Source organism: Vibrio pomeroyi (assembly GCF_024347595.1).
Taxonomy (GTDB): Bacteria; Pseudomonadota; Gammaproteobacteria; order Enterobacterales; family Vibrionaceae; genus Vibrio; species Vibrio pomeroyi.
Genome location: NZ_AP025507.1, coordinates 1890465 through 1904874, shown reverse-complemented (window position 1 = coordinate 1904874; position 14410 = coordinate 1890465). Strand labels below are relative to the sequence as shown.

The 14410-nt window shown below is 45.4% G+C and carries 11 protein-coding genes and 1 pseudogene; 10 read left to right on the top strand and 2 right to left on the bottom strand.

Features of this window, described 5'->3' with window-relative positions; translation table 11 throughout:
• Positions 1–146: 146 nt before the first annotated feature.
• Entirely contained in the window at positions 147–677 is a 531-nt protein-coding gene (locus OCV12_RS24315) for a GNAT family N-acetyltransferase (RefSeq protein ID WP_261886458.1), read from the bottom strand.
• 226 nt (positions 678–903) lie between these two features.
• Here OCV12_RS24315 and OCV12_RS24310 point away from each other — a divergent pair, with 226 nt between their 5' ends.
• Positions 904–2169, top strand: a complete 1266-nt coding sequence (locus OCV12_RS24310; RefSeq protein ID WP_017632637.1) for an HD-GYP domain-containing protein — start codon at positions 904–906, stop codon at positions 2167–2169.
• 132 nt (positions 2170–2301) lie between these two features.
• Here OCV12_RS24310 and OCV12_RS24305 read toward each other — a convergent pair.
• Positions 2302–2577, bottom strand: a pseudogene (locus OCV12_RS24305) (PTS sugar transporter subunit IIA); the annotation flags it as partial.
• 250 nt (positions 2578–2827) lie between these two features.
• On the opposite strand from OCV12_RS24305, the gene OCV12_RS24300 reads away from it, so the two are divergent.
• The 9 genes from OCV12_RS24300 (at position 2828) to OCV12_RS24260 (ending at position 14380) form a co-directional block, all read left to right on the top strand.
• Positions 2828–3448 (top strand): YajG family lipoprotein, encoded by a 621-nt coding sequence (locus OCV12_RS24300; RefSeq protein ID WP_239829229.1) that lies wholly within the window; start codon positions 2828–2830, stop codon positions 3446–3448.
• Between the two features lie 445 nt (positions 3449–3893).
• On the top strand, positions 3894–5102 hold the full coding sequence (locus tag OCV12_RS24295) for a NupC/NupG family nucleoside CNT transporter (RefSeq protein ID WP_146492737.1): 1209 nt from the start codon (positions 3894–3896) through the stop codon (positions 5100–5102).
• A 297-nt stretch (positions 5103–5399) separates the two neighbouring features.
• Positions 5400–5669 carry a hypothetical protein gene (locus OCV12_RS24290; RefSeq protein WP_261886457.1) on the top strand — a complete coding sequence of 90 codons (270 nt, stop codon included), beginning with the start codon at positions 5400–5402 and terminating at the stop codon, positions 5667–5669.
• Between the two features lie 113 nt (positions 5670–5782).
• Positions 5783–7231: a TolC family protein gene (locus OCV12_RS24285; protein WP_261886456.1), complete on the top strand. Its 1449-nt coding sequence runs from the start codon at positions 5783–5785 to the stop codon at positions 7229–7231.
• Complete coding sequence (locus tag OCV12_RS24280; protein WP_261886455.1) at positions 7228–8472, top strand: efflux RND transporter periplasmic adaptor subunit; 1245 nt, start codon at positions 7228–7230, stop codon at positions 8470–8472. The genes OCV12_RS24285 and OCV12_RS24280 overlap by 4 nt, the downstream gene beginning before the upstream one ends.
• A 2-nt stretch (positions 8473–8474) precedes the next feature.
• Entirely contained in the window at positions 8475–11663 is a 3189-nt protein-coding gene (locus OCV12_RS24275) for an efflux RND transporter permease subunit (RefSeq protein WP_261886454.1), read from the top strand.
• A 139-nt stretch (positions 11664–11802) separates the two neighbouring features.
• Positions 11803–12513, top strand: a complete 711-nt coding sequence (locus tag OCV12_RS24270) for a response regulator transcription factor (RefSeq protein ID WP_176680087.1) — start codon at positions 11803–11805, stop codon at positions 12511–12513.
• The gene (locus OCV12_RS24265) at positions 12510–13763 is read left to right on the top strand and encodes a sensor histidine kinase (protein ID WP_261886453.1); all 1254 of its coding nucleotides are present in this window, start codon (positions 12510–12512) and stop codon (positions 13761–13763) included. The genes OCV12_RS24270 and OCV12_RS24265 overlap by 4 nt, the downstream gene beginning before the upstream one ends.
• Positions 13763–14380, top strand: a complete 618-nt coding sequence (locus OCV12_RS24260; protein WP_261886452.1) for a class I SAM-dependent methyltransferase — start codon at positions 13763–13765, stop codon at positions 14378–14380. Before OCV12_RS24265 ends, OCV12_RS24260 begins: the two co-directional genes overlap by 1 nt.
• The last annotated feature ends 30 nt before the right edge of the window (positions 14381–14410 follow it).

The following is a 14410-nucleotide window of genomic DNA, read 5'->3' as shown; positions in this document are numbered from 1 at the left end:
ACCTAAGCACTAGGTTCCAGGTTCTAGATTTTAGATTCTAAGTTCTATGCTCTAGGTTTAGCTTCGTAAAGTAACAAAGCCACGGTCGAATACCGTGGCTTTTTAGTATGCTCATTTACCAAGAGGCGAGCGCTTGAGAGGTAATGCTAAGAGCGGTGAAGCCCGTAAATCGCGTGGTCAACGATGCGACCATTTAAGTTCTCATTGCGCGTGATGATGCCTTCTAAGGTGAAATGTAAGCGCTCACATACCTTACGACTGCTCTGGTTGCCCGTTGCGGCTGATATCTCGACCTTTTCCATGTCTAACTCATTGAAAGCAATATCAATTAGCTTCGCGACCACACGGGTAACAATCCCCTTTCCTTGATACGTTTCAGACAGCCAATAGCCTATCGTGACTTTCTGCTTATTGTGGTCAATGGTGTTGAAGCTACAGTTACCGACGATATTTTCTTTATACACAATTGCACAGGTCATGCTTTGGCCTTCTGCGTAATCGTGCAGCGAACGTTGGATGAAGATCCTAAAGTCTTGCTCGGTTTTGCAATGCGGTGGCCACACAAGCCATTGGCTTAGGTACTCATTCTGGCTTTGTGAGATCTCTGCGTAATGAACAGCGAAACTCTCTTCAACCAATGCGATGGATAGCTCGTCATCAATAACGGTTTTAAACATGTCTTTCCTTTTCTTATGGCTGCTGATTTTAGTGAATCTTAGTCGGCAGGATATAATGTCGCATGATTTTTAATATGCAACCACTTGTAGCACGGAATTTTCGTGATGCGTTAGTTCTATCACGAAACCCATTAAACCTTACAATAGTTGTGTATATAATCATTAAGTATGCATTAGTATTAGCGGCCTAAATATATAAAAACTATAAAAAATCTAGGCTTAATTAATGAATCAACATTGCCAGGACGTGACCGTAGACCTAAGGAAGGCTCTATTTGGTATTGCTAAGGCGCTTGATAACGTCGGTTTCGAAAGCAAAAATCATGGACAGAGGGTGGGTTACATCGCGTATCGATGTGCTCTGAGTGTGGGATGGGAAGAAGAACAAGCGCAACTTGCGTTCTCATTGGGGTTAATTCACGACTGCGGTGTCTCGCAAATTGATGAGCAGCGTAGTTTGGTTTCAGGGTTCATTCCTGACTCGAGTTACCACCATTGTCAAAAGGGCTACCAAATTCTAAAAGAGTGCCCGGTTCTTTCTATATTCGCTAAGCCAGTGCTTTATCATCACACCCCTTGGGTTGAGTTAAAGGCTATTCATATTAGCGAGTTAGAGAAAGAGTTAGCAGCCATCGTGATGCTGGCGGATAGGGTCGACTACTTGTATGGCATTACCTCTTCAGATCGTTATGGAAACCTCACACCCGATGGCAAAGCGAGCATCATTGAACGCTTAACTGAACAAGCGGATGAGATGTTCGAATCCAACCTTGTGCAACACATGTGTGAGTTGGTCGATTTGGATGATTTTTGGTTCTCGATGGAGATCCCTTACATTGAAAATATGAGGGATAACTTTGAACCTGTACCTTTCTTCTCCCAGCAAATGTCGTTGGATGAGACGGTCGCCTTCGCTGAATTTATTGCCAATGTTGTTGATACCAAGAGCTCGTTTACCTTTAAACACTCTTTGAAGGTAGGGCAACTCTCTGAATACCTCGCCAAGCAGATGGGCTATTCCTACACCACTCAGCGTAAACTCTATTTAGCGGGTTTGGTTCACGATATCGGTAAACTGCAAACCCCTAACGACATTCTGCATAAGCCGGATTTACTTACCGAAGAAGAGTATTGCTGTATTAAACGCCATGCAACGGACACTCGATTCGCTCTGCAGGAGTTGTTCAGCTCTCCTCAGGTTTGTCAGTGGGCATCTAATCACCATGAAAGGTTAGATGGCTCGGGCTATCCAATGGGAAAAACGGCTGAAGAGCTGGATCAACCGAGCCGAATAGTAGCAGTGGTGGATGTGTTCCAAGCGTTGACTCAGTCTCGCCCTTATCGTGCAGGTATGACGCTAGAACAGACGATGGCTATTCTGACGGACCACGTTGATAACTTTAAGCTGGATAGAGAAGTGTTTGAGTGCCTTAAGAAACATGCGCAATACTGCTTTGAGTTATCGACAGATAAAAGAATGTACGCGTTTTAGTGTCAGTGAGTCTTTTAGATGTGACTCCCTAAATCACGCGCGATGAAAAATGATTTAATTCCAGAAACAGAAAAGCGATAGCTGAGGCTATCGCTTTTTTAATGGGGGGCTTATCAGGATCTTTGGGCTAGATTAGTAGCGCTTTAAGATCTCGATGATCGCTTGCTCTGTATCCGCGGCGATAATGGCATCAATGTCATCATCATTTTGGAATAACTCTGATAGCGCCATAATCGTATGGATGTGGCTATCTGAGTCCATCGTCGCCAGAGTAATTGAAAGGTAAACGTCACCGTTGTCTTCCGACTCTAAATCAACACCCTTCTTGAATACTGTCACTTGCAGTGATGCTTCATTCACACCATCTTCAGGACGAGCATGAGGCATAGCACAGAAAACTGCTAATAATCACACAGAATTAACCGAGAGGTTACTCAGTGCTCTACATAGCTTGAACATAATTTGTTCATTTCATAACGTTCCGTTACAAGTCCCTGTTATTGGAGGGTTATTGGGTGATGACTCAATAAATTCAACCCGATGTGTGAGCTAATTTATATAAATGAGAATTATATAAAATATTGATTTTCTGAATGTTTACTCATTAAGACAATTTTTGTTAGAACAGCTATTCAAAACAATAAGATAGGTAAATCTAATGAAAAAACTCGTCAGTTTGCTGCTTGCTGCAGTATCGCTAGGGCTTTCCGGTTGTGCAACAGTATTAACCGCAGAGCAAAGTGCACCTCAACTCAATGAAGTTCCGCAAGAAAAAGCGCTGACCATCGCTGTGATTGATAAGCGACCATACGTTCTCGATCACGATAAAGAGCCAAAGTTCGAGGGTATTATTCGCAGCTCTTTAGGTATTCCTTATACCTACAACACGGCGACACAGCAGCCAATGTCTCAGTTTTTAACGGATAGATTAGTGGCAGGCTTGAAAAAACAGCAAGTAGCGGTTGAGTCGGTTGAGACAACACCTGAAGAGGATATCACTAAGGTTGCCGAGCAGATGAAAGCGTTCGATAACAAATCGATGATGTTCGTTTTGAATGAATGGAAGTATGACTTCCACGCATTTACGGACAACTCTTGGTATAACGTTAACGTGATTATTTATGATGAAGCTGGCAAGAAGCTACTCAGTAAAAACTTCCAAGGGGAGAATGATGTGCCTGATGGCGGTGCAATCATCAATGAGATGCAACTGATCTACAAACAGCGCTTTGAAGAGATATTCCGAGATGCCGAAGTGAAAAGTGCACTACTAAACTAGTCATTTCTACTTTCTAGCATATTTTGAAAAAGCCACATCGTGTGGCTTTTTGTTTTAATAGCGTTTTTATTTCTCTTATTTATTGCTGATAAAGTGAATTATTACGGTAAATAGTTCGATTTTGTGTGTTTTATGACCGCGCGATCGTTTGCGTTAAAAAATGTGATGAAAGTCTCACTTAACTGTTTATACTTCTCTTCCGGTTTTAAGCCGGTGCTTAGCCAATACAAGCCGTCACATGGATATGTGAATGACCCCACGGACCGGACCAGCTACGTTCCACTGCTTGTATAAGGTGATTTTTTACATGAACAACTCGTTGTTACAGTCGCTAACTCTGTTAGCTCCTTCATCGCGTAGCGTTTTGCTTGCGGTTCTTTGTCCTGTTCCTTTGATGTCATTTGCTTGGCTCATGTTCACTCTATAAGGATTACTAGGACAGATTATGAATATTCTATTTGGTTTTGTCGGTGTTATTGCACTGATTGCTTGCGCGTACCTGCTATCTGAAAGTCGTTCTTCGATTAACTGGAAAACGGTCTCTCGTGCTCTATTACTTCAGATTGGCTTTGCTGCTCTAGTATTGTATTTCCCATGGGGACAGTTGGCGTTAACAAGCCTAAGTAATGGCGTTTCTAGCCTACTTGGTTTTGCAGACGCTGGTATTGCTTTCCTTTTCGGTGACCTTGCTACTGAAGGCTTCATTTTCGCGGTTCGCGTACTTCCAATCATTATCTTCTTCAGTGCTTTGATCTCTGCGCTTTATTACTTAGGTATTATGCAGAAAGTTATTCAAATCTTGGGCGGAGCGGTGCAAAAACTGCTGGGTACAAGTAAAGCTGAATCTCTTGTTGCGACAGGTAATATCTTCCTTTCTCAGGGTGAGTCTCCTCTTCTTATTCGTCCTTTTTTAAAGTCTATGACTCGTTCTGAACTGTTTGCTGTAATGGCAGGTGGTATGGCGTCGGTAGCTGGTAGTGTACTTGGTGGTTATGCTGGTTTAGGTGTTGAACTTAAATACCTTATCGCCGCAAGCTTCATGGCTGCACCGGGTAGTCTGTTAATGGCGAAGATCATTGTTCCTGAGCGCAGCACACCGAGTGACTACGACCATATCGAGCTAGATAAAGCAGACCAAAGCAACGTGATCGATGCATTGGCAAGCGGCGCGATGAACGGTATGAAAGTCGCAGTGGCTGTCGGTACTATGTTGATTGCATTCGTGAGTGTGATTGCGATGGTCAACACAGGCCTAGAAAGCCTAGGTGAAACGTTCGGTTTTGCGGGTATTACGCTGCAAGCTATTTTCGGTTACCTGTTCTCACCATTAGCGTGGCTGATTGGTATCCCGAGTGATGAAGTATTGATGGCGGGTTCTTACATCGGTCAGAAGATCGTAATGAACGAGTTTGTTGCTTTCATCGACTTCGTTGAGAACAAAGCGCTGCTCTCTGAACACAGCCAAGTGATTGTGACATTTGCTCTATGTGGCTTTGCTAACATCGGTTCTATCGCGATTCAACTGGGTTCTATCGGTGTGATGGCGCCAGAGCGTCGTGCTGAAGTTGCTAACCTAGGTTTGAAAGCAGTAGCTGCTGGTACGCTAGCAAACCTAATGAGTGCATGTTTAGCGGGTATCTTCATCCTGCTTTAAGCTAGATTTAGAAAGAACAGCTAGATTCACTAAAAGCGGGCACCTTACTTACGGAGTTTACGTAAGAAGGGTGTCCGCTTTTTTGTGCCTGCTCGTTAAGCTTATTCGGACTTAACCACTTCTCTCATTATTTCTATTGCGTTTCAGGCTCACTCGGAAGAGTAATAGAGCAAGCCTGTTTTATCCGATATAATTGAATATCATTAGGTTGCGATTAATAATGTTCGGCTTCGATTAAGAACAATCGGTTTTCACCAGAACAAAAGCAACCAAGTCCAATTAATCAAAGGTCTTCCCATGAACATGCGCGTTCTCATTGGTCTTATCACCGCCTTTATCGGCTTGTTTGCGATGGTTTATCTTATTGCTGGTGGTACTCAGTTTCCTGTCTCTCAGTGGCCGCAAGAGGCTTATCTCGGTTTGGTGTTTAGCGTCGTGTGGGGCACCGGCGTAGCGGCATCGGTGGCGTACTTCTTCTCGGCATTGGTGTTTGTGACGATTGCTGTGGTTTGTTATGCGATTGGCTATAAGATTGGCGGACTCTTCTCAAGCAAGTCAGACGCGTAAATCAGCAGTTTTAACGTACGCTCTATGCATTTTCTTTAGGGTTAACGTTCGCCTTAACCCTCTCTTAACCCCCAACTCGTTATCTTGTCTCCATTCTTACAGGAGACAAGAAGATGAAATTGAATCTTCCTTTAAAACATTCCGTTATCGCGCTGGCTCTGGTTGGTTTGATGGGTTGTACTTCAACCAGTCAGGCTGATTACGTATCGCTAGCCGAACAAAGCACTAATCAAACACAGCAAAGCCTGCTTTCAGAGCTGATTCAACAAGCGTCTGATGAACAAGCTTCGAATCAAACGGCTTCTAATGCCCAAGATCTGGAAGCTGAGAAATTGCAGCTTACCGATTTAGTGAATGCACCCGATCTCGATCTTTATATTGAGCGCGCACTCCAGAACAGTCCAAGCCTCCAACAAAGCATCACTGCACTCAAAATAGCCTATGCACAACAAGGTGTAACCTCTGGCGATCGTTTACCCACGGTAGATGCGAGCTTTTCAGGCCAAGCAGACGAAGGCACCAACGGTTCAAGCACCACTGAAACCTACACCACAGATGTGACGGTTGCTTGGGAGCTCGACCTATGGCAGAAGCTTGCAGATACAAACAACGCCGCTTTAAAAGATATCGCGACGTCTCAGGCTAACCTTCAGGGCGCTCAGGATCTGTTGGTCGCGAGTGTGATGAGAGGTTGGCTTGATATCAGTTTGAAGCAGCAGCTTGTTGATATTGAAACCCAGCGCTTAGTGATTCTAGAAAATAACGAAGAGCTGGTTTTAGAACGTTACCGCGCAGGGCTAGGTAGCCTTGAAGATCTGGATAACGCAAAAACCAGCAGCGCATCGACTCAGGCCACTTTAGCTGACTATCGCGAGCAGCTTGCACAAAGCCGACGTGAATTGGTTTTGTTAACCGGACAGTGGAGTGGTGAATCTGATGAGCTACCGCTTGCGGAACTCGGTTCATTCCCAACCATCATTAATCCGCTAGAGAATATGCCAACGCAAGATTTGGCAGGTCGTCCGGATCTTCAAGCCGCTTTCTTCAACATCGAAGCAGAAGCATTGCGTGCAGATGCGGCATATAAAGCCATGCTGCCATCGATCAGCTTATCAGCGAGCCTGACTGACATGGCGGACTCTCCGAGTGAAGCCTTGCTGACTGGGCCTTTGTGGAGCGCACTGGGTCAAGTATCAGCACCCCTGTTTCAAGGTGGCAAGCTTAAAGCACAAGCTGAAATTGCAGACCTAACTACAGAAACCAGCTACTGGGCTTATCAAGAAACGCTGCTTAGTGCGGTGAATGAAGTGGAAAACGCGATGGGACAAGAGTCGTCACTCACACTTCAACAGCAACACCTAGCAAACGCCTTGGTGAGCGCACAACGCAGCTTCACCAGTTATGAAGAAAAATACCGTCAGGGTTTGGTCGACATTTTTGATCTACTTTCTGTTCAGCAACAAACCTATGACCTTGAAGCGCAGCTAACACAAACCATTTATAACCGTCTCGTAAACCGAATTGATTTAGGCCTAGCTCTGGGCTTGGGAGTATCTTCATGAAACTGAATACCATCACAATAGCCATCACTCTAGTGGCTGGTTCAAGCATCTTTGCAGCCCTTGCTTACAACGGCTCTCAAGTTGCTCCCGCACCTCAGAAGGCGAATGAACTCACGGTTTCAGAGCCTCAAGCTATGTCTCTTGATACAAAGTCTATTGATACGAAGTCTATCGAAGCGACGACCTTGGCTGCATCACAACAGCAACAAGTGTCTGTGGTACTCGCAACATTGGGTGACTACCAAGCCGAAGTTGTGGGTTATGGCGAAGCAAAGTCGCGTTACGAATTGATGTTTTCAACAGAAGTCGGTGGCCGAGTAGAAACGATCAGCTCGCAGTTTGAAACAGGGCAAGTGATTGGCCAAGGTGAGGTGATCGCCAATATCGATTCGACCAGTTACCAGCAAGCGGTAACCCAAGCCAAAGCGAATGTTGCTCAAGCTCAATTGGATTTATTGGAAGAACAAAGACAAGGCGAACAAGCTAAGTCTGAATGGCAACGTTCTGGTTTGTCTGGCGAACCTGATTCACCTTTGGTACTGCGTGAGCCACAACTGGCACAAGTAACAGCCGCTCTAGAGAACGCCAAGCTTGAATTGGTAAAGGCTGAGCAAGACCTCGAAAAAACAACCTTGGTAGCCCCTTTTGATTCGTTGGTCGTGAGTCGTGATGTTCAACCGGGAAGCTACGCACAAACGGGCGCACAAATCGCTACGTTATACAGCATCGATGAGGTTGAAGTTTCCGTGCCTCTTTCTGAAAGCCAATGGTTGAGCCTACCAAGCAGCGACAACTCGCAATTGAAAGAGCAGCCGTGGCCAGTGACTTTGTCGAGTTCTGATGGTCAATTCCAATGGCAAGGCTATGTCGAGCGAGTAGAGCAGCACTTACAACAAGATACGCGTCAGCGCTCATTGATCGTTAAAGTCGACAACCCTTTGGAGCAAGAGAAAGATCTTTATCCAGGCACATTCGTACAAGCAACGATCTCGGGCAAGCAGTTAACTCAATTATGGGAGCTTCCAGCTTCTGCACTTTCGCAGCAGGGTGACCTGTGGTTTGTGGATGATAACGGTCAGCTTTCTAAATCAAATGCAAATGTTGAGTTTGAAAAGGGCGGTTTGATTTATATCGATCCAACCAAACTGGGCGTGGAAACTGACGACAGTGTACAAGTGGTTAAGCGTCCGTTAAGCAGCTTTAAAGCAGGCATGGTCGTTCTAGCTAAGGCGGAGGGCTAGTCATGTCTCATGATTTGAAACCTAATAATCAAGTGAGCAGTAACCAGACGCCGAGCAAGCCACATACTGGCGCTATCGCATGGTTCGCGAATAACTCGGTGGCGGCGAACTTACTGTTAGTGGGCGTGATCATCATTGGCCTGTTATCACTTAACTCATTGCGTAAAGAAGCATTTCCAAGCCTTGAACCTGATGTAGTAACAGTGTCGGTGACCTATGACAGTGGCGATCCTGTTCAGGCGGAAGAAGGCCTCGCAATTAAGATCGAAGATGCGTTAGAAACCGTTCCGGGCATTAAGCGCATCACGTCGACTTCTGACGCCAACGGTAGCCATGTTTCGATTGAGAAAACGAGCACTTACGATCTTGATACCCTATTAGCCGACGTGAAAACCAAGGTTGATGCGATCAATAACCTACCTGCAGGTGCTGATAATCCAGTGATCGATAAGGCTCGTATGCAAGATCACGCCTTATGGGTACAGCTTTATGGGGATGCAGACAGAGCAACGCTTCAAAGCTTAGCCGAGCAACTTAAGTCGGATTTACTGAGTCAGTCTTCGATTCGCGATCTGGAAATCAAGGCCAAGGCTGATCCTATGATTTCAGTCGAGGTTGATGAGAACAAGCTACAAGCTTACGGTTTAACTCTGACTGACGTTTCAGAAGCGATCAATGCTGAATCTTCTGCTGCAATCTCTACTAGCCTTCGCAACGGTGAAAAAACGGTTCGTTTGAAGGTGTCGGAACAGGCGTATGAGATCCAAGATTTCAATGCAATTCCGGTGATGACGACCACTGATGGCACTCAAATTACACTGGGTGACATTGCCAACGTCGAAGACATGTTTGCCGACGATACCTTCATGCTGTCTCGTTATAACCAACAGAATGCGATGGCGATTCAGATTGTAATGGATGAATACGGAGACGTCGTCAGCATTGTTGAGCAAGTAAAGAAAGTGGTAGATCGTTGGGAAAACAGCAACATGCTACCTAGCGATGTCGAAATCGAAACTTGGTACGACAAAAGTACTATGATCAAAGACCGTTTGAGCCTGTTGGTGAAGAACGCGCTCACCGGTATCGCTTTGGTATTCATCGTGTTAGCAGTGTTCCTTAACGTGCGTGTCGCTTTCTGGGTAGCAGCGGGCTTACCGTTTGTCTTTTTTGGCACCATGTTCTTCATGACCGACACCTTTATAGGGTTAACCATCAATGAAATGACCACCTTTGGTTTCATTATGGCGCTCGGGATAGTGGTCGATGATGCTGTGGTGGTCGGGGAAAGTATCTACTCCACGCGCAAAGAAGAAGGCGACTCGATAGGCAGTACCATTCGAGGCACTATGAAGGTGGCGTCACCGACCATATTTGGTGTGTTAACGACCGTCGTTGCCTTCTTAGCTCTCGCTAATGTTGAAGGCAAAATGGGGCAGATTTACGCTCAATTCGGCACGGTCGTGACCATCTGTTTGTTACTTTCTTTGGTTGAGTCTAAATTCATCCTGCCATCGCACCTTGCACACATTAATACCAAGCGCAGTGACAAAAAGGGGCTGTGGGCTCGCGTTCAACACGCTGCCGATACTGGTTTAGGTTGGTTTAATAAGCGCATCTACTGCCCTGTGATTGAATGGGCGCTGAAACTGCGTTATGCCGTGGTGATGGTTTTCTTGTCGCTACTAATCTTAGTAGCAGGATTACCAATGACGGGGGCGGTTCGTGTGGCGTTCTTCCCTGATATGCCGGGCGACACAGTGACAGCCGATATGTCGATGCAAAACGATGCCAGCTTTGGTCAAACACAGCAGAACTTGTTGGTGCTTGAAGCGGCAGCAAAACAAACCGATGAAACACTGAGATCTCAATACGGTGCTCAAGGTGAACCATCTGAATTGCTTAGCCTTCAGGTTATCGCCGATGCTGATGATTCGGGGCAGGTAAGAATTGAGCTCGACAGCGACAGTGTTTACACATCCAATGAATTTGCAGATTTATGGGAAGAAACAGTTGGCCAAATGGAAGGCGTTAAGAAGTTGAAAGTCTTGTCTAAAATGGAGATGGTCGACAACTTCAAAGTAGAACTGAAAGCGTGGAATGAAGAATCAGTAACGGCTGCGGGCAATGAGTTCTTAGCCAAACTGCAAACCATCGACGGTGTGAGTGGCATTGACCACAACTTGGACCTTGGTGAACCTCAGTATCGCTTTGAATTAACACAACAAGGCCGAGCATTAGGGTTTGATACTGCAAGTCTTTCACAGCAAGTATTACAGGCGTTTGGTGGTGACATTGTTCAGCAATTCCAACGTGGTAAAGATGAGGTGAAAGTTCGAGTTCGTTACCCGGAGTCGGATCGCCAAACCATTGCGGATATCAAGCAATCAAGTGTGAGAACCAACGACGGTACCGTGGTGCCTTTGAGTACGGTTGCTGAAGTACATTCAGATTACCAAGTCTCAGAGATTACACGCATTGATAGCCTGCGAGCGGTTTATATTAGTGCTGTATTGGATAAAGATGTAGTTGCGCCGGCAGAGCTTGTTCGTCAGCTACAAGACACATTAGTACCGGATCTAGAAGCGCAGTACCCGGGATTAACGGTCGATTTTGCAGGCGAAACGGAAGAGCAAGAAGAGACGGCTAGCTCGATGATGAGTATGTTTGTGCTCGCTATGATTGCGATTTACACACTGCTTGCTATCCCGCTGAAGTCTTATATACAGCCGGTGATCATCATGACGGCGATTCCATTTGGTATTGTTGGCGCAATCCTAGGACACTGGTGGAATGACTTAACAATCAGTATCCTATCGTTAAACGGTATTCTCGCGTTGAGCGGTGTGGTGGTGAATGACAGCTTGTTGTTGGTTTCTCGTTTTAACGAGTTAATCAAAGAAAAGGGTAAATCGGTTCACGATGCAATTGTTGAAGCGTGTTCAGGCCGACTGAGAGCCGTATTACTTACATCGGTGACGACGTTCGCAGGTTTGACGCCATTGTTAAGTGAAACGTCTTTGCAGGCTCAATTCCTGATTCCTGCGGCAGCGGCATTAGGCTACGGTATTTTGTTTGCGACGTTTATTACACTGATTCTGACACCAGCATTGTTAATGATTCAGTGTGAGATTAAGTCTCTGATTCTTAAAGTCACAAATCGAGTCAAAGGCGTTGAACAAACAGCTTAACAATGGCTAAGCTAATGATATCTAGGCTGATGATTGCTGAGTGAGTCTCTGCTACATCGGTCTAGGTTCGTTACTAAACAAGATATTAAAGTTCACTGCATAACAAGCCACAATACAACTAACAATAGAGGTCGTCATGATGGCAGAACCCGTCACTAATAAACTCACAGATAAGCTTCAATTGCTATTGGTTGAAGACGACCTCGATTTGGCGAGGGCTGTTATCGATTACCTCGATTTAGAAGACATTCAGTGCGATCACGCAGCGAATGGTCTAGCTGGACTCAACCTTATCGAAACCAACCGCTATGATGCGGTGATACTCGATCTCAACTTGCCAAAAATGAATGGCTTGCAGGTGTGTGAAAACTTACGAGCACAGGGTATCGATACACCCGTATTGATGCTGACGGCGCGTGATACGCTTGATGATAAGTTGACGGGTTTTTCAAAGGGAGCCGATGACTACTTGATCAAACCATTTGCAATGGAAGAGCTGATTGTTCGAGCGCAAGTATTGGCAAAGCGACGCAGTGGTCAGGTGAGCCGCTTATCGGTGAGTGATTTGGAGATCGACCTTAAGCAACATCAAGCTTATCGTGCGAACTCACCTCTCAAGCTTTCCCCAACAGCGCTCAAAATCTTAGAGGTGTTGATGCGTTCTAGCCCTAATCCTGTTTCACGAGAGACGATCATGCAGGGCGTGTGGGGCGACGATCAACCCGACAGCAATAGCTTAAAAGTGCATATCTTCAACCTGCGTAAACAAGTCGATGCTGAACAAGATAATAAGCTGCTGCACACCATTGCGGGCAAAGGCTTTGCGATTAAGGAGTTACGACAAGAATGAAGATCAGACCAAGTTTAAGGATCTACGTTTTATTGGCGATTCTGGTTACAGGTGTCACGACGATTCTGGTTCTGTCTGCATTGAGCGTAAAATACTTTGTCTCGGGTATGGATATCGCGATGCGTGGTTCTATGATTGCTCAAGCTCAGCAAGACGCGGTGAAACCGGGCAAACCGATGAACAATCAAGAATTTACTGTAGCGACGCAATGGAGCGATCTACCACAAAGCATCCAGAACAACCTTAAGCAGAACGAACTCCAATTCGACCTCATCACAAAATTGGTCATTGGGAAATCCATATTCTCACCGCCAGAGGAAGGGTACTTCGCCATGAAGGTGATGAAAGGAGATGAGGTTCGTTATGTTTCCGCGGTGTTTAGTCAAAAACACGATCCCTTCAAAAACGAAGAAGGGCTTCCGCACTTTGTGACGATCTTTTTGACCGCATTAGGCGCGATTGCGCTGTTCGTTGTTATTCTGATTCTGGTATTACGTAAGGTGGCATCGCCTGTAGAACAATTAAAGAATTGGGCTAAGTCACTAGACAAAGATAACCTGAGTGAACCGACTCCTGATTTTCATTTCAGTGAGCTGAACACCTTGGCTAACATCATTCGTGACAGCTTAAGTTCGGTTCAAAGCAGCTTAGAACGAGAGCAGAAGTTCTTAGGTTACGCAAGCCATGAGTTACGCACCCCCATCGCGGTAACAAGAACCAACAGTGAACTGTTAGAGAAGTTGATTCAAAAAGGCAAGAGCCCAGAAAAGCAGCTTGAAGTCATAGACCGAATCAAGCGTGCAGGTTTCACCATGACAGACCTGACAGAGACCTTGCTGTGGTTAACTCGACAACAAGACAAAGACCTGCCTCTGCAAAACACACATCTTGGCGATATGCTGCAACAGATAAACCAGGACCTAACCTATCTATTGAATGGAAAGGCTGTGGTCGTGAATCTTGAAAGCGATGACACACAGTGCCAGTTGCCAGTCGGGCTCACTCGAATCGTATTAACTAACTTGATTCGTAATGCCTTCCAACACACAGGAAGCGGTACTGTGGATATGGTTCAAGTCGGTTCAAAAGTCACCATTGTTAACCACAACACCGACGGCACGGTAGAAGATAATAATCTTGGTTTTGGTCTAGGGCTAGAGTTAACAGAGAAACTGCTCGCGCAATATCAATGGCAATATCACAACCAAGAGTTAGCTGGTGGTCGTGAAGTGTGGGTAGATTTCTCATAATGCACTGGCGTGATCGCTTTAAGGTGTATTGGTATCACCGAAAGCAAACAAACCGCTCGAACGGCGATAATGCTAAAGCTTTAGGTTGGACTAACGAAGAGAGTCAACTGTGTCGCTTCGAAGTCATTGCGCGCTCGGCTGACTTTGAAAAGAAGAGTGTTTTGGATTTGGGTTGTGGTTATGGAGAGTTGTTTGAACTACTCGACAGTATCTATCGCATTCAATCATACACAGGCGTTGACCAGCACGCTGATTTTCTTAAAAAGGCCAAGCAAAACTACACCGAAGCTCGCTGCAAGTTTATTGCGGGTGACATGAGTAAGATGAACCTAGAAACGCATGATGTGGTTATCGCCAGTGGTTCACTGAACTACATCTCTCGTGATTCTGATTATCTGACCAACATGATTACTCGTATGTTTGGGCTAGCGAATCAGACGGTAATTTTTAATCTGCTCAATTCAAGCCAATATCCTTCGCGCAATACCTTGATGAGTTATCACCCTCAAGGTGTTTATCGCTTCTGTAAAACGCTGTGTGACGATGTCTCCTTGATAGAAGGTTACACAGAAGGCGATTTCACGATAGTGATGAACAAAGCCGTCTCTGAAGCTTGATGAACGGCTATTCTTGGATTGATGTCGTAG